The sequence below is a fragment of the Acidovorax sp. 210-6 genome (assembly GCF_010020825.1).
Classification (GTDB): domain Bacteria; phylum Pseudomonadota; class Gammaproteobacteria; order Burkholderiales; family Burkholderiaceae_C; genus Simplicispira; species Simplicispira sedimenti.
The window spans coordinates 489655-505687 of sequence record NZ_JAACJE010000001.1 but is presented as its reverse complement, the minus strand read 5'-3'; the positions used below and the strand labels follow the sequence as shown (position 1 = coordinate 505687).

Here is a 16033-nt window from a genome sequence, read left to right as displayed (position 1 = left end):
GCCCCCTGAACCGGAGCCCCCACCATGGACCGCATCATCTACACCACCATGACCGGCGCCAACGCGGCCGCGCATCGGCAGGCCGTGCTGTCCCACAACCTGGCCAATGCGTCCACACCGGGGTTCCGCGCCGAGATGTCCACCTTCCGTTCGGTGCCGCTGCAGGGCGACGGCGCCAGTACCCGGGTGTTTGCGCTGGAGGCCACCTCGGGCCACCGCGACATTTCCGGCCCGGCCCAGCGCACAGGCCGCAGCCTGGACGCCATGGCCATGGGCAACGCCTGGTTTGCGGTCCAGGGCGCGGATGGCACCGAGGCCTACACGCGCGCAGGCTCCTTTGAAGTGTCGGCCACCGGCCAGTTGCTGACCTCCACCGGCCGGCCCGTGCTGTCCGACGGCGGCGCGCCCATCGACATTCCGCCAGGGGCCGAAGTCTCGCTGGGCAGCGACGGCACCGTGACGGCACGCACCGGCGGGCAGGCGCCGCAGGCCGTGGGGCGCCTCAAGCTGGCCACCCCCACGCCGGAAGACCCGCTCAAGCGCGGCGACGACGGGCTGTTCCGAGCCACGTCAGGCGAGCCCATTCCCAACGATGCCAACGCCCGCATGGCCAGCGGCACGCTGGAAGGCTCGAACGTCAACGCCGTCGAATGCATGGTGGGCATGATCGCCGCCTCGCGCCAGTTCGAGCAACAGATGCGACTGCTGCAAACCGCAGAAACCAACGACAAAACGGCCAGCCAACTGCTGGGCATGAACGGCTAAGCGCCACCCGCCAGGAGATACCGCCATGATGAATTCCCTCTGGATTGCCAAGACCGGCATGACTGCCCAGCAAACACAGCTGGACGTGATCTCACACAACCTGGCCAACGTCTCGACCACGGGCTTCAAGCGCAACAACGCGGTGTTCGAAGACCTGATCTACCAGAACCTGCGCCAGGTGGGTGCCAACACCACCGAGCAAAACCAGTTGCCCACCGGCCTGCACCTGGGCCTGGGCGTGCGCACCGTGGCCACCAGCCGCAACTTCACCCAGGGTTCGCTGCAGGAAACCAAGAACAGCCTGGACGTGGCCATCAACGGCAACGGCTTCTTCGAGGTCACCATGCCCGACGGCACCATCGGCTACACGCGCGATGGCTCCTTCCAGGTGGACGCCCAGGGCCGCGTGGTCACCTCCAGCGGCCTGCCGGTGGCCAACGGCATCACCGTACCGCAAGGGGCCACCAGCATCAGCATCAGCGCGGACGGCGTGGTCTCCGCCATCGTGGCAGGCAACACCCAGCCGCAACAGTTGGGCAGCCTGGCCATGTCCAGTTTCATCAACCCCGCGGGCCTGGAGCCCGTGGGCCAGAACCTGTTCAAGGAATCGGCCGCCTCGGGCCAGCCGCAACAGGGCACGCCCGGCACCAACGGGCTGGGCTTCATCAAGCAGGGGTTCCTGGAGTCGTCCAACATCAACGTGGTGGAAGAGCTGGTCAACATGATCCAGACCCAGCGCGCCTACGAGATGAACTCCAAGGCCATCCAGACCAGCGACCAGATGCTGGCCAAGCTCAGCCAGCTCTGAACCTCTCTTGCGCCACGGAGCCACACCATGAAACGCCTGCTCTCCCCCTCTGCCCTGCGCCTGGGCGCCCTGCTGTGCGCCGCCTGGCTGGCCGGTTGCGCCAGCCTCTCGCCCGCCCCGCCGGTGGACGTGCTGCCCACCACGCCACCAGCGCTGACCACCCAGCCGCGCATGGCTCCGCAGCCTGCCACGGGCAGCCTGTTCCAGCAGGCCAGCTACCGCCCCATGTTCGAAGACCGGCGCGCGCGCATGGTGGGCGATATGGTGACGATTCAGATCGTCGAGAACATCACCGCCAGCCAGAAGTCTTCTTCCACTGTGGACCGCAGTTCCGATGTGTCCGGCGGCATCACGGCGCTGCCGTTCGTGGGCTCCACCTTCACCGACAAGACCAAGCTGGCCGCCAAGTCGGGCAATGCCTTTGCCGGCAAAGGCGGCACCGAGAGTGCCAACAAGTTCGAGGGCTCGATCACGACGACCGTCATCGACGTGCTGCCCAACGGCCACCTGGTGGTGGCGGGTGAAAAGCAGATCGGCGTGAACCAGAACGTGGACGTGCTGCGTTTCTCCGGCACGGTGGACCCGCGCTTGCTGCAGCCCGGCAGCATCGTCAACTCGACCCAAGTGGCCAATGTGCGCGTGGAGTCGCGCGGCCGCGGGGCCCAGAGTGAGGCCCAGATCATGGGCTGGCTGGGCCGCTTTTTCATGACCATTCTGCCGTTCTGAGCATTTATTTGCTATCATTTTCATAGCTTGCAGCGCCTGATAAATAAGCGCTGCGGGCATTTTTTGCTTGTATTTTTTGAGGCAACAGGTGGGTGCGGGCAACAGCCCCGCCACTGCACCAAATGGCCGGTGAAGGAGCCGCTTTTCGGGTTTTAGAAATCCCGCATCGCTCCCACAATCAAAGCCATGCAAGCCACGCCCCACTCCTTCCGCTGGAACGTCCGCCGCCTACTCGGGCCGCTGCTGGCCGTGCTGGCGCTGTGCGCTGCCTGGCCCGCCCAGGCGCTGCGCATCAAGGAAGTGGCGGCCGTGCAGGGCGTGCGCAGCAACCAGCTCACCGGCTACGGCCTGGTGGTGGGTCTGGACGGCACGGGCGACCAGACCACGCAGATGCCCTACACCACCCAGTCGCTGCAGAACTACCTGCAGAACATGGGCGTGAGCCTGCCGCCCAACTTGACGGGCCAGTTGCAGCTCAAGAACGTGGCGGCCGTGATCGTGACGGCGCAACTGCCCGCCTTTGCGCAGCCGGGCCAGTTTGTGGATGTGAACGTGTCCTCCATGGGCAACGCCAAGTCGCTCAAGGGCGGCATGTTGATTGCCACGCCGCTGCGCGGCGCCGACGGCGAAATCTACGCCCTGGCGCAAGGCAGCCTGGTGGTGGGTGGCGCGGGCGCGTCCTCGGGTGGCAGCAAGGTGCAGATCAACCACCTGAGTGCCGGGCGCATTCCGCAAGGGGCGCAGGTGGAGCGCTCGGTGCCCACGCCGCTGCACGAGGGCGACAGCGTGACGCTCGGGCTCAACGCATCCGATTTTCAAACCGCACGCCGCGTGGCGCAGGCCATCAACGCCCGCATGGGCGAGGGCCGTGCCCAGGCCCTGGACGGACGCACGGTGCAGGTGCGCGCGCCCAACGACCCCAACGCCCGCGTGAACTTCATCGCCGAGCTGGAGGAGTTGCCCATCGAATCCATGGTGCCCTCGGCCAAGGTGGTGATCAATGCGCGCACCGGCTCGGTGGTGCTGAACCAGGCCGTCACGCTGGGGCCCTGCGCCATTGCGCACGGCAACCTGTCCATCGTCATCAGCAGCCGCCCGGTCATCAGCCAGCCCGCACCGCTGTCACAAGGCCAGACGGTGGTCACACAACAAAGCGATATCCAGATCAACCAGGACCCGGGCAACATCATCCAAATGCCAGCATCGGCGCAGTTGTCCGACGTGGTGCGCGCGCTCAACGGGCTGGGCGCCACGCCGCAAGACCTGCTGGCCATTCTGCAGGCCATCAAGGCCGCAGGTGCGCTCAACGCGGAGTTGGAGGTGATCTAGCATGGCCTTCTCCCTGTCCTCCTCGCACCCCCTGCACGCTGGCCAAGGGCTGGCGGCGGACGTGCAGTCGCTGCAAAACCTCAAGCGCGACGCCACCCAGAACGACCCCGCCGCCACCAAGGAGGCGGCGCGCCAGTTCGAGTCGCTGTTCATGCGCGAGATGATCAAGAGCATGCGCGAGGCCACCATGAAATCCGGCCTGCTCGACGGCGCCCATGGCGACCTGGGCACGGACATGCTGGACCAGCAACTCTCGGTGCAGATGTCGGGCCAACCTGGCGGGCTGTCCGAGATCATTGCCCGCCAGTTGGCACAGGCCATGGGTGTGGAACCTGCGGCGGCCAGCCATGCCACCACCCCTTCCACCCTGAGCCTGGGCGGAGCCCTCAAGAACAGCGCGCCCACATCCGGCCCAGTCACCACCACCCCCGCCCCCACCGGGCGCGACGCCTTCGTCCAGCACCTCAGCGGCACCGCCGAGCGCGTAGCGCAGGAGAGCGGCATCCCCGCCGCCTTCATGCTGGGCCAGGCAGGCCACGAAACCGGCTGGGGCAAGAGCGCCATCAAGAAGGCCGATGGCAGCGACTCGTTCAACCTGTTCGGCATCAAGGCCACCAAGGGCTGGACGGGCAAGGTGGCCGAGGTGACCACCACCGAGTACATCGATGGCAAGCCACGCAAGGTGACGGCCAAGTTCCGCGCCTACGACTCCTACGAAGAGTCGTTCCGCGACTACGCACGCCTCATCAAGGAAAGCCCACGCTACGAGAAAGCCGAATCCGTCGCCAAGACAGGCTCTGCCGTGGCCTACGCAGCCGCGCTGCAGAAGGCGGGCTACGCCACCGATCCCGAGTACGCGAGAAAGCTCAGCGGCGCGATCAACAGCGCACTGCGGGCACAGCGGGCATTGGCCTAAGCTGGGGAGAAGCACATGAGCCTGCTCAACGTCGGTGCCCGGGCCCTGCTGGCCAACCAGGTGGCCTTGCAGACGGCGGGGCACAACATTGCCAACGTCAGCACGCCGGGCTATTCACGCCAGAGCGTGGTGCTGTCCACCGTGCAGGGCCAGTTCACGGGGGGCGGGTACATCGGCAAGGGGGTCAACGTTGACACCATCATCCGCAACCACAGCGAGCTGCTGACGCGCCAGGCGGCCTCGGCGGCGTCGGTGTCGGCGGGTGATGCGATCCGTTCCACGCGCCTCAACCAGTTGCAGGACGTGTTCGCCGGTGGTACCGCGGGCCTGGGCGCAGCCATCAACGACATGATGAACGCCTTCTCGGACGTGGTCACCGCGCCCACGGACCTGTCGGCGCGCAACCTGGTGCTCACGCGCATCGATGAGACCGCGGGCCGGATGCGCACCGCGGCCGAGCGCCTCGACGAAATCCAGAGCACGGTGCGCTACGAACTGGACGGCGCGATCAACGACATCAACACCATTGCCAAAAGCCTGGCTTCGGTGAACGAGCAGATTGCACGCGCCAAGGGCTCCGGGCAGCCGCCCAACGACCTGCTGGACCAGCGCGACACGCTGATCCGCAACCTCAACCGCTACCTGCAGACCACGCAGGTCGAAGCCGACGACGGCTCCATGAGCGTGTTTGTGGCCTCCAGCCAGCCGCTGGTGCTGGGCACCACGGCCGCCACCCTCAGCATCGACAACGCCAGCCTGTACCCCGGCAGCGGGGATTTGAAGGTCGTTTTCCATACCGCTGGGGGCGCCTCCATCGAGCTGAACGAAGGCATGCTGGGCGGCGGCGAAGTGGCGGGCCTGCTGCGCTTCAACAACAGCGACCTGGCCGAGGGTCGCAACCTGCTGGGCCGCATGGCCGTCGCGATCAGCGAATCGATGAACACCCAGCACCGGCTGGGCCTGACGCTGGATGGCCAGGTCGGCGGCAACCTGTTCACCCCCATCGCACTGGCCGATGCCCGCGGCGCCAGCACCAATGTCTCCGGCGCCACCATTGGACTGGCCGTGTCCGACCCCACGCTGCTGGCTGCATCCAACTACGAGATCAGCTTCACTGCGGCCAACGCAGGCAGCGTGCAGCGCCTGTCGGACGGCAAGTTCTTTGAATTCGGCCCGGCGCTGCCGCCGCCAGGCTACACCAGCCTCAACGCCCTGTTTGCCGACCAGGGGCTGGCGCTGACCATCACCGGTGCACCGGTGGCGGGCGATCGTTTCCTCATCAACTCGCTGCAGGGCGCGGCCAACAACATCGACTCCATGGTGTATTCGCCGCGCGACCTGGCGGCGGCCAGCCCAGTGAACGCCACGCTGGGCCCCAACAACACCGGGCAGCTCAAGATGGCGAGCCTGAAGGCGCTCACCAACCCGCCCGGAGCGACGGTGCCCGTGACGCTGACCTTCACCGGCCCCAACACCTACACGCGCTCGGACACGGGCGCCGTGGTGCACAACTACGTGTCGGGGCAACCCATCAACTACGACACGGCCGTGCCACCCACGGGCTGGTCCATCACGCTCAGCGGCAGCCCGGCGGCGGGGGACACCGTGGTCATCGGCAATGCGCTGGACCCCGCCTACGGCGACTGGTACAAGCGCAATGCAGGCAACGCCAGTGCACTGCTGGGCCTGCGCGACGTGAAGATGTTTGACGATGCGACCCTGGCCGACGGCTACGCCGGCCTGATGGCGCAGGTGGGCACACGCACGCAGAGCGCGCAGTTTGCCGCCCAGGTGTCGGAAAAGATCGCCTCCCAGCTCGAAGGCGACCGCACCGCCGTCTCCGGCGTCAATCTGGACGAAGAGGCCGCGCGTCTGATCCAATACCAGCAGGCTTACCAGGCTTCTGCCAAGATGATCCAGATTGCGCAGAACGTCTTTGACAGCCTGATTTCCAGCATGGGCCGCTGACCCGCGCAAGGAGCACTGACATGAGCAACACATTCATGCGCGTCGGTACCGCGAACATGTACGACAACGCCCTGCGCAACCTGGGTGAGCGCCATTCCAGCCTGGTGGGCCTGCAGGACAACCTGACCTCGGGCAAGCGCGTGGTGCGCCCCAGCGACGACCCGGTGGCCGCCGCCCAGGCCGAGCGCGCGCTCACCCGCATCACCCGCATTCAGACCGAGCAGCGCGCACTGGAAGTGCAGCGCAATGCCATCGCCCAGGCCGAAGGCTCTTTGGGCGATGCCGTCAACCTGGTGCAGGAAATGCGCGAACTCATGGTCAAGGCGGGCAGCGGCACGCTGACCCCCAACGACCGCAAGACCATTGCCCAGCAAATCCAAAGCCTGCGCGACCAGTTCATCGACGTGGCCAACCGCAAGGACACCAACGGACTGCCCCTGTTCAACAGCCTGGGCAGCGCGCTGCAGCCCTTCCTGGGGCCATTGGCACCGCCGCCGGGCTACAGCTTCGAGGGCCTGCCCGGCCAATCGGCCGCAGACACCGTGTCCATCCCGCTCACGCTCGATGGCGATGCGGCCTTCATGTTCCGCCCCCAGCGCGATGGCGTGTACCACGCCAGCATCAGCACCACGCCGCCGGATCGGCAGTTTGGCACCACCGCCATCACCACCACCGACCCCTCGCTGGTGACGGGCGACAACTACCAGGTCGTCTTCAGCGGCGTGGGACCAGGGGCCACACCGGGCACGCTCACCGCCACCTACACCATCACCAACACCACCACGGCCGTGAGCCTGCCGCCGGTGACCGTGCCCGACTTCCCGGCCGACAAGCCGGTGACCATTGGCATCACCACCATCCCGGGCCTGAGCTTCGAGATCAAGGGCACGCCCGCCAACGGCGACACCGTGACCCTGGAGCCCAGCTCCAGCGTGTTCAGCGTGATGGACACCGCCGTGCGTGAGATTGGCGGCTCCCCCCACAGCAATGCCGCAGCGCAGGCCGTGGGCCAGGCGCTGGCCAACATCGACCGCGGCCTGGAGCGCATGCAGGCAGTGCGCGGCTACGCGGGCGAACTGCTCAACCGGGCCGACCGCATCACGGGCAACCAGGAAACCCGCTCCACGCAGCTCGAAGGCGACCGCTCAAGGGCGGAGGATCTGGATATGATCAAGGGCATCTCGGACTTCCAGAACCAGCAGGTGGGTTACGAGGCAGCGCTCAAGTCCTACTCCATGGTTCAGAAGATGTCGCTGTTCAACTTCATTTCCTGATAGTGCAATCCGTCCTTGGCAGTCTGGTTCTGGGCTACCGCCCTTTGTGGGGTGCAGCGCGTTCGCTGGCCGGTGTGCAGTTGTACGTGCGCGAGGCAGCCGCCGTGGGCGTGGATGCGCCCCACCTGCTGCGCACCGTGCAGGAAATGTGGTCCGCCAGCTCACCGCCACTGCTCATCTCGCCGCTGTCACGCCAGTTGCTGAGCGACCTGCTGGAACACGCACCGCGCGGCAGCCCCTGGATTCTGGTGCCCGGCCAGTGGCTGGGCGATTCGGCCCTGTTTGCCCAGGTGCAGGCCGCCCACCAGCGCGGCCTGCGGCTGGTGTGGCGCGGGCCGCTGGGTCGCTTGCCCGAGCCCGAGGTGGCCCGCTGCTTCGACAACAGCCTGCTGAGCCTGCAGCCCGAAGAAGCCATGGCAGCGCTGCAGGCATCGCCCCCGGCCCGCCCCGGCACCCACCACCCCCCCGGGCAGGGCACCAGCCCGGTGATCGACGGGCAGATGTACGAAGACATTGCCAGCCGTGCGCTCATGTCCCACTGCCTGGATGAACACCGCGCCGTGGCCCTGGCCGGCTGGCCCAAGGAGGACGTGCTCTACAGCCTGCGCCACCAGCCCATGCAGCCGGCGCACGCGACCATCCTCAAGCTGCTCAAGGCCATCGACGCCGAGCAGTCGCTCGACGTGTTCGAGGGCATCCTGGGCGAAGACCCGCTGCTGGCCTACCGTTTCATGGTCTATACCAACTCGGCCTCGCTGGGCTTGCGTACGGGCATCGACTCGCTGCGCCGTGGCCTGGTGATGATGGGCTATGGCTCCATCCGCAAGTGGCTGGGCGACCAGCTCCCGCACGCCAGCACCGAGGCCGACCTGCGCCCGGTGCGCGAGTCCATGGTGCTGCGCGCACGCCTGATGGAGCAACTCATCGAGCCCGGCCTGCAGCACGAACTGCGCAGCGAGGTGTACCTGTGCGGGCTGCTGTCGCAACTGGACGATTTGCTGGGCGAACCGGTGGGCACCATCCTGCACCGCATTCCCCTGTCCGACCGGGTGTTTGACGCCATCGTCATGAACCACGGCCCCTACGCCCCTTGCCTGCAAATGGCCCGCGCCCTGGAGACCGATGACGCCAGCGCCATCCACCAGCTCTGCACGGACCACGAGATGGAGCAGGAGGACATCAACCGCATCCTGCTGCGGACCCTGGCAAGTACACGAAGGGGCACTCCCGCCTGAGGCGCGGCGAGGCGGCCCTTGCGCGGCTGCCCGCGCGGGTTTCATGCCGCAGGCATCTGGTCGCGGATGCGTTCGAACACGGACCAGAACGCGGCATCCTGCGTGGTGCTGAAATTGATGCGCATGAGCGTGCTGGGCTGGCGGCTGGCGTGGAACAACGCCCCAGGGGCGAGCAGATAGCCCTCATCCAGCATGCGCTGAGCGAGTGCATCGGTGTCCACCCCGGTGTCCACCCAGCCGAACAGGCCCGCAGGTTCCGCCACGAAGCGACAGCCTGCCTGCAGCGCCAGGCGCACGCTGCGCTCACGCGCCTGGGCCAGGCGCAGGCGGATGCGCTCGGCGTGGCGGCGCAGCTGGCCCTGGTCTATGCACAGCGCCATGGCCTGCTCCAGCACCGAGGGGGTGGTCAATGTGGACAGCAGCTTGGTGTCGAGCAGCCGCTCGCACAGCTCTGCGGGTGCGGCGAGGTAGCCCACACGCCAGCTCGGCGCCAGGATCTTGGCAAAGCCGCTCACGTAGATGGTGCGTTGCAGGCCGTCGAGCGCGCACAGGCGCGTGGCGTGCTCCGGCGCGATGTGGCTGTAGGTGTCGTCCTCGACGATATGAAAGCCGTGGCGCTGCGCCAGTTGCAGCACCTGGTGCGCGCTGCCGGGCGTGAGGCAGTAGCTGGTCGGGTTGTGCAGCACGCTCACACTCACAAACAGCTTGGGCGCATGGGCCTCGCAGTAGCGCGCCATCACCTCCAGGTCGGGGCCCTCGGCGCGGCGCGGCACGGGCAGCACGCGCATGCCCAGGGCATCGAGCCGGGCAAACTCCACCGACCAGCCGGGCTCCTCGACCATCACCGGATCACCCGCCTTGAGCAGCGTGCGGCTCACGATGTCCAGCGCCTGCGTGGCGCCCACGGTGGTCATGATCTGCGCGGGGTGCACCGGGATGTTGAGATCAGCCAGGCGGCGTGCCAGCACCTGGCGCAGGCCCGCATCGCCCTGGGGTTCACCATAGTTCAGCGCACCCGAGGCCAGTGCTCGCCCGGCGGTGATCTTGCGCAGCGCGGCCGGCATGAATCGTGCCTCCTCCAGCCACTGCGGTGGCAGCACGCCCGCACCGGGCTGGGGCTTGCCCGAGCCCTGGTGGAACATGCCCCGGATCAGCGCCGTGGCATGGATTTGCGAACCCGAGGGCAGCGGAAAAGGCTCCGGCCGCTCCGTCTCATTTGCTATTGATTTGATAGCATTTTGCGCTTGTCCATATTGCCCTGCAGCCCGATTTTGTGTCAAATCCCGCACATAGAAGCCACGCTGGCGCCGTGCCTCCACCAGTCCCTGGGCCAGCAACTGGTCGTAGGCGGCCACCACGGTGTAGGGGCTCACACCCTGCTGGCGCGCGCAGTCGCGCACCGAGGGCAGGCGCGAACCGGCAGGCAGCAGGCGCGAGCGGATGCGTTCGGCAAAGCGCTCGGCGAGCTGGTCGGTGAGGGTGCGGTGGGGGCTTTTGATGAGCATGGCGCAAGCTGTACCGCCCTGTGCACCAGCACAGTTCGGTGATTTGTCAGAAAAACTGTGTTGGAACTGTAGCGGAAATTGGCCCTACAGTGCATACAACTGTTCGACACAACCCATGCCCTTGTCCGAATTCACCGCCCTGCTGCTGCTCGCCACGGCCATGAGCTTCTCGCCCGGCCCGAACACCACGTTGTCCACCGCACTGGCGGCCAACCGGGGCTTGCCGCACGCCATGCGCTTTGTCTGCGCCGTGCCCGTGGGCTGGTCTGCGTTGCTGCTGCTGTGCGCAGGCGGGGTGGGTGCACTGGTGCTGGCAGCGCCCATGCTGCGCCTGGCGATCAAGGCCGTGGGCATTGGCTACCTGCTGTGGCTGGCCTGGAAACTGAGCCAGACGGCAAGTCTGGCCGCTGCCGACAGCGCGCGCCTGGACGTGGGCTTCTGGCAGGGCACGCTGCTGCAGTTCGTGAACATCAAGGCCTGGCTGCTGGCGCTGACCATCGTGGCGGGCTGGATCGCCGGGCGCCCCGACGCGCTGCAGCGCCTGGCCGTGGTGCTGCCGGTGATGCTGCTGTTCGCATTTTTCAGCAACCTGGCCTATGCAGCCACCGGTGCGCTGCTGCGCCAGTGGCTGGCCCAAGGTCGGCGCCTGCTGTGGTTCAACCGCGCCATGGCCGGCGTGCTGACCGCCACCGCCGCCTGGATGACGACCGCCTGACCCATCCACCCCACCACCGCCCGGAGCCCGCCATGCGCACCTCGCCCCCCGCCAGCGCCCCCCTGCGCCCTGGCCCTGCCCAGGCCTCCAGCCTGCACCGACAAGAAACCCGGGGCCTGGCCCTGGGCCTGCTGGGCGTGGCGATCTTCGCCCTCACACTGCCCATGACGCGCCTGGCCGTGGGCACGCCCGAGGCGCCGTTGATGTCGGGCCTGTTCATCGCCATGGGGCGTGCGGCGGTGGCCGGGGTGCTGTCCGCGTTGCTGCTCATCGCGCAGCATGCCCCCTTGCCGCGCCGGGCCGACTGGGGGCCGCTGGCCCTCACAGCGCTGGGTGTGGTGTTCGGGTTTCCGTTGCTCAGCTCCATCGCCATGCGCCATGTGGGCGCCGTGCATGCCAGCGTGATCGTGGGCGCGTTGCCGCTGGCCACCGCCGCCGTGGGCGCACTGCTGCACCGCCAGCGCCCCTCGGGGGGCTTCTGGGCCTGCGCGCTGCTGGGCGCGGCACTGGTGGTGAGTTTTGCACTGCTGCGTTCGGGCACGGCAGGGCTGGCGCTGCACCCGGCCGACCTGCTGCTGCTGGGCGCCGTGCTGTGCGCCGCCGTGGGCTATGGCTACGGCGCACGCCTGTCGCAGCACCTGCGCGCCGACACGGTGATCTGCTGGGCGCTGGTGATCTCGCTGCCCGCCACGCTGCCGCTGGGTCTGCTGTCCTGGCCCGCAGCGCCCGTGCCCGCCTCGGCCTGGGCCGCGTTCGGCTACGTGGCGGTATTCTCGATGTGGCTGGGCTTTTTCGCCTGGTACCGGGGCCTGGCGCTGGGCGGCACGGTGCGCGTGAGCCAGGTGCAACTGGTGCAGCCCTTCCTGGGCATGCTGTTTGCCGTGCCGCTGCTGGGTGAGCGCCTGGACGCTGTGAGCCTGGGCTTCGGCCTGGCAGTGATGGCTACCGTTTTGGCCGGAAGGCGCATGCCCGTGCGTGGCAAACCCTGAATCCTATTTTTCCGCGCCAAGGTTAAGCTTGCAGGTCGGCTACACAATGGCCGCAAACCCGAACCTGCGCCCACCCTCAGCGCACCCTCAACTGGAGATGATTGCAATGACCCACTGGACCCTGGCCGCTCGGGCCGCCAAGATGAACCCCTCGGTGATCCGCGAGATCCTCAAGGTCACTGAAAAGCCCGGCATCATCAGCCTGGCTGGCGGCCTGCCCTCGCCCAAGACCTTCCCGGTCGATGCCTTTGCCAAGGCCTGCGAAGTGGTGCTGGGCCACGACGGTGCCAGCGCACTGCAGTACGCCGCCAGCGAGGGCTACGGCCCGCTGCGCGAGGCCATTGCCGAACAACTGCCCTGGGACGTGGACCCTGCCCAGGTGCTGATCACCACCGGCTCGCAACAAGGCCTGGACCTGGTGGCCAAGGTGCTGATCGACACCGGCAGCCGCGTGCTGGTGGAAACACCCACCTACCTGGGCGCGCTGCAGGCCTTCACGCCCATGGAGCCTCAGGTGGCCGCTGTGGCCAGCGACGATGAAGGCGTGGTCGTGGACGAGCTGCCCGCCAAGGTGGGCAGCGGCGCCGACAAGGCGCGCTTCCTGTACGTGCTGCCCAACTTCCAGAACCCCACAGGCCGCACCATGAGCGAAGCGCGCCGCGCCGCGCTGGTGGAGCAGGCCGCGGCCCTGGACCTGCCGCTGATCGAGGACAACCCCTACGGCGACCTGTGGTTCGACAACCCGCCGCCGCGCCCGCTGACGGCGCGCAACCCCGAGGGCTGCATCTACCTGGGCTCGTTCTCCAAGGTGCTGGCACCGGGCCTGCGCCTGGGCTACGTGGTCGCGCCCAAGGCGGTGTTCCCCAAACTGCTGCAGGCCAAGCAGGCGGCCGACCTGCACACCCCCGGCTTCAACCAGCGCATGGTGGCTGAGGTGCTCAAGGGCGGTTTCCTCGACCGCCATGTGCCCACCATCCGCGCGCTTTACAAGCAGCAGCGCGACGCCATGCTGGCCGCGCTGCAGCGCGAAATGGTCGGCCTGGGCGTGCACTGGAACAGCCCGCAGGGCGGCATGTTCCTGTGGCTGCGCCTGCCCGAAGGCCTGGACGCCACCGCGCTGCTGCCCCAGGCCGTGGAGCGCAACGTGGCCTTCGTGCCCGGCGCCGCCTTCTATGCCGACCAGGCGGACGCGCGCACGCTGCGCCTGTCCTTCGTGACGGCCAGCGCCGCCCAGATCGACACCGGCATTGCCGCACTGGCCGCCACCATCCGCGCCGCCCAGCAGGCCTGACCGACCCACGCCACGCCCCGCCAGCCCAGGAGCCACGCCCATGCCCGAACGCGCCTTTCAGCAGATCGACGTTTTCAGCCAGCGCCCGGGCGACGGCAACCCGCTGGCCGTGGTGCTGGACGCCCAGGGTCTGAGCGACGCCGACATGCAGCGTTTTGCCACCTGGGCCAACCTGTCGGAAACCACCTACCTGCTCCCGCCCACCGAGGCGGGCCTGGCCGCTGGGGCCGACTACCGCGTGCGCATCTTCAGCCCGGGCGGCGAGCTGTCCTTTGCCGGCCACCCGACACTGGGCAGTTGCCATGCCTGGCTGAAAGCCGGTGGCTCGCCGCGCGTGCCGGGCTCCATCGTGCAGGAATGTGCGGGCGGCCTCGTGCGCATCGAGCAAAGCGATGGGCTGCTGGCCTTTGCTGCGCCCCCCATGCAACGCAGCACCCCCAACCCCGCGCTGCTGGCGCTGGTGACCGGCGCGCTGGGCCTGCGGCCCCAGCAGGTGCTGGCAGCCCAGGTGCTGGACAACGGACCGCGCTGGCTGGCACTGCTGCTGCCCAGCGCCGAACTGGTGCTGGGCCTGCAACCCGACCATGCCCGCCTCAAGGACCTGGGCCAGGACGTGGGCGTGGTGCACGTGGCCCCCACCGCCAGCGACACCAGCCGCCCCGGTGTGACCGTGCGCGCCTTTGCCGCGCCCATGGGCAACCCCGAAGACCCGGTCACCGGCAGCCTCAACGGCAGCCTGGCGCAGTGGCTCATCCCCGAGGGGCTGGCGCCGCAGCGCTACCTGGTGGCCCAGGGCGAACGGCTTGGCCGCGCCGGGCGCGTGCACATCCGCCAGGACGAGCTAGGTCAGGTGTGGGTGGGGGGCCAGAGTGTGACCTGCATCCAGGGCACGGCCCTGCTCTGAGAACGTGTTCACGATCTGACGTCCTGCCCCCCTTTTGCCACAGGAGCCTCCATGCGCCAGCGCCCGTTCCAGCAAGTCGATGTCTTTACCGCCACGCCGTACCTGGGCAACCCCCTGGCCGTGGTGCTCGATGGCGAAGGCCTGGCCACCGAGGCCATGCAGCAGTTCACCAACTGGACCAACCTGTCCGAAGCCACCTTTGTGCTGCCGCCCACGCCCGAGGGCCGCGCCGCCGGGGCCGACTACCGCGTGCGCATCTTCTGCCCCGGCGCCGAGTTGCCCTTTGCGGGCCACCCCACGCTGGGCACCTGCCATGCCTGGCTGCAGGCGGGCGGGCAACCGCGCACGCCTGGTCGCGTCGTGCAGGAATGCGGCGTGGGCCTGGTCACGCTGCGCCAGGACGGCGAGCGCCTGGCCTTTGCCGCTCCACCGCTGATCCAGAGCGGCCCGCTGGACGAGGTGGATGTGGAACGCATTGCACGCGGCCTGGGGGTGGCGCGCAGCGACATCGTGCACCACGCCTGGTGCCACAACGGCCCGCACTGGCGCGCCGTGCTGCTGCGCTCTGCCGAGCAGGTGCTGGGCTTGCGGCCCGACCCCGCCACGCTGGGCGGGCTGTCCATCGGCGTGGTGGGCCCGCGCAGCGCCGCACGCCAGGCCGCCGACGGCTGCGCCTTTGAAGTGCGCGCCTTCTTCCCCGGCAACCACGGCCTGGCCGAGGACCCGGTCACCGGCAGCCTGAACGCCGCGCTGGCGCAGTGGCTCATCCCCGCCCACCTGGCACCCCGCAGCTACGTGGTCAGCCAGGGCACAGCCCTGGGCCGCGCCGGGCGCGTGCATGTGGACCAGGAAGGCGCCCAGACCTGGATTGGCGGGCAGGCCGTCACCTGCATGCGCGGCGAAGTCCGCCTGTGATCCCGCGCGCACCCTGCGTGGACCACCTGGTGGTGCTGGCCACCGACCTGGCCAGTGGCACCGCCTGGTGCGAGCACACGCTGGGCGTGGCCCCGGCCGCCGGGGGCGAGCACCCGCTCATGGGCACGCACAACCGGCTGTTGCAGCTCAGCGGCCCGGCACACCCGCGCGCCTACCTAGAGATCATTGCTATCAATCCAATAGCTACTCCCGCAATATCCACGGGCGCAAAGCGCTGGTTTGATATGGATTGCAAGGCCCTGCAGGCCCAGGTGGCACAGCACGGCCCCCGGCTGATCCACTGGGTGGCCGCCGTGCCCGATGCGGCAGCCGCCTGCGCTGCACTGGCCGCGCAAGGCCTGGAGCGCGGCGAGATCCTCAGCGCCAGCCGCGCCACGCCCCAGGGCCTGCTGCAATGGCGCATCACCGTGCGCCCGGACGGCCAACGCCTGCTGGACGGTTGCCTGCCCACACTCATCGAATGGGGCGCACAGCACCCCTGCGATGCCCTGCCCGAAAGCAGCGTACGCCTGCAGTCGCTGGAACTACGTCACCCCCAGGCCCCCACCCTGACTGCAGCCTGCCAGGCCATGGGCCTGGACGGGCAGGCGGCCGTGCAAGCCGCTGCGCAGCCCTGTCTGCGCGCCACGCTGGCCACGCCGCATGGCCTGGTGACCCTGACCTCTTGATGCC

Annotated in this window: 15 protein-coding genes; 14 read left to right on the top strand and 1 reads right to left on the bottom strand. The window is 68.3% G+C overall.

Features of this window, described 5'->3' with window-relative positions; all coding sequences use genetic code 11:
• Positions 1 to 24: 24 nt before the first annotated feature.
• The 8 genes from flgF to GWK50_RS02370 all read left to right on the top strand — a co-directional run bounded on the left by flgF (position 25) and on the right by GWK50_RS02370 (position 9021).
• Positions 25 to 765, top strand: coding sequence for a flagellar basal-body rod protein FlgF (gene flgF / locus GWK50_RS02405; protein ID WP_162015127.1), 741 nt, complete (start codon positions 25 to 27; stop codon positions 763 to 765).
• A 25-nt stretch (positions 766 to 790) separates the two neighbouring features.
• Positions 791 to 1573, top strand: coding sequence for a flagellar basal-body rod protein FlgG (gene flgG / locus GWK50_RS02400; RefSeq protein ID WP_162015126.1), 783 nt, complete (start codon positions 791 to 793; stop codon positions 1571 to 1573).
• A 27-nt stretch (positions 1574 to 1600) separates the two neighbouring features.
• Positions 1601 to 2299, top strand: coding sequence for a flagellar basal body L-ring protein FlgH (locus tag GWK50_RS02395; RefSeq protein ID WP_162015125.1), 699 nt, complete (start codon positions 1601 to 1603; stop codon positions 2297 to 2299).
• 186 nt (positions 2300 to 2485) lie between these two features.
• Positions 2486 to 3628, top strand: a complete 1143-nt coding sequence (locus GWK50_RS02390) for a flagellar basal body P-ring protein FlgI (RefSeq protein WP_162015124.1) — start codon at positions 2486 to 2488, stop codon at positions 3626 to 3628.
• A 1-nt stretch (position 3629) separates the two neighbouring features.
• Entirely contained in the window at positions 3630 to 4544 is a 915-nt protein-coding gene (gene flgJ, locus GWK50_RS02385; RefSeq protein WP_162015123.1) for a flagellar assembly peptidoglycan hydrolase FlgJ, read from the top strand.
• A 15-nt stretch (positions 4545 to 4559) separates the two neighbouring features.
• Positions 4560 to 6512: a flagellar hook-associated protein FlgK gene (gene flgK, locus GWK50_RS02380; RefSeq protein ID WP_162015122.1), complete on the top strand. Its 1953-nt coding sequence runs from the start codon at positions 4560 to 4562 to the stop codon at positions 6510 to 6512.
• Positions 6513 to 6532: 20 nt separating this feature from the next.
• A complete protein-coding gene (flgL, locus tag GWK50_RS02375; protein ID WP_162015121.1) occupies positions 6533 to 7786 on the top strand; it encodes a flagellar hook-associated protein FlgL in 1254 nt (417 codons plus the stop codon).
• Positions 7786 to 9021 carry an HDOD domain-containing protein gene (locus GWK50_RS02370; RefSeq protein WP_162017986.1) on the top strand — a complete coding sequence of 412 codons (1236 nt, stop codon included), beginning with the start codon at positions 7786 to 7788 and terminating at the stop codon, positions 9019 to 9021. The genes flgL and GWK50_RS02370 overlap by 1 nt, the downstream gene beginning before the upstream one ends.
• Positions 9022 to 9062: 41 nt before the next feature.
• Here the strand turns inward: GWK50_RS02370 and GWK50_RS02365 are convergent, their stop codons facing one another.
• Positions 9063 to 10526, bottom strand: coding sequence for a PLP-dependent aminotransferase family protein (locus GWK50_RS02365; RefSeq protein WP_162015120.1), 1464 nt, complete (start codon positions 10524 to 10526; stop codon positions 9063 to 9065).
• Positions 10527 to 10641: 115 nt separating this feature from the next.
• Here GWK50_RS02365 and GWK50_RS02360 point away from each other — a divergent pair, with 115 nt between their 5' ends.
• The 6 genes from GWK50_RS02360 to GWK50_RS02335 all read left to right on the top strand — a co-directional run bounded on the left by GWK50_RS02360 (position 10642) and on the right by GWK50_RS02335 (position 16029).
• Positions 10642 to 11241 (top strand): LysE family translocator, encoded by a 600-nt coding sequence (locus GWK50_RS02360; protein ID WP_162015119.1) that lies wholly within the window; start codon positions 10642 to 10644, stop codon positions 11239 to 11241.
• Between the two features lie 32 nt (positions 11242 to 11273).
• Entirely contained in the window at positions 11274 to 12230 is a 957-nt protein-coding gene (locus GWK50_RS02355; RefSeq protein WP_162015118.1) for a DMT family transporter, read from the top strand.
• 106 nt (positions 12231 to 12336) lie between these two features.
• Positions 12337 to 13521 carry a PLP-dependent aminotransferase family protein gene (locus tag GWK50_RS02350; protein ID WP_162015117.1) on the top strand — a complete coding sequence of 395 codons (1185 nt, stop codon included), beginning with the start codon at positions 12337 to 12339 and terminating at the stop codon, positions 13519 to 13521.
• A gap of 40 nt (positions 13522 to 13561) precedes the next feature.
• Positions 13562 to 14425 (top strand): PhzF family phenazine biosynthesis protein, encoded by an 864-nt coding sequence (locus GWK50_RS02345; RefSeq protein WP_162015116.1) that lies wholly within the window; start codon positions 13562 to 13564, stop codon positions 14423 to 14425.
• Between the two features lie 51 nt (positions 14426 to 14476).
• Complete coding sequence (locus tag GWK50_RS02340; protein ID WP_162015115.1) at positions 14477 to 15340, top strand: PhzF family phenazine biosynthesis protein; 864 nt, start codon at positions 14477 to 14479, stop codon at positions 15338 to 15340.
• The gene (locus tag GWK50_RS02335) at positions 15337 to 16029 is read left to right on the top strand and encodes a VOC family protein (RefSeq protein ID WP_242455265.1); all 693 of its coding nucleotides are present in this window, start codon (positions 15337 to 15339) and stop codon (positions 16027 to 16029) included. The genes GWK50_RS02340 and GWK50_RS02335 overlap by 4 nt, the downstream gene beginning before the upstream one ends.
• The last annotated feature ends 4 nt before the right edge of the window (positions 16030 to 16033 follow it).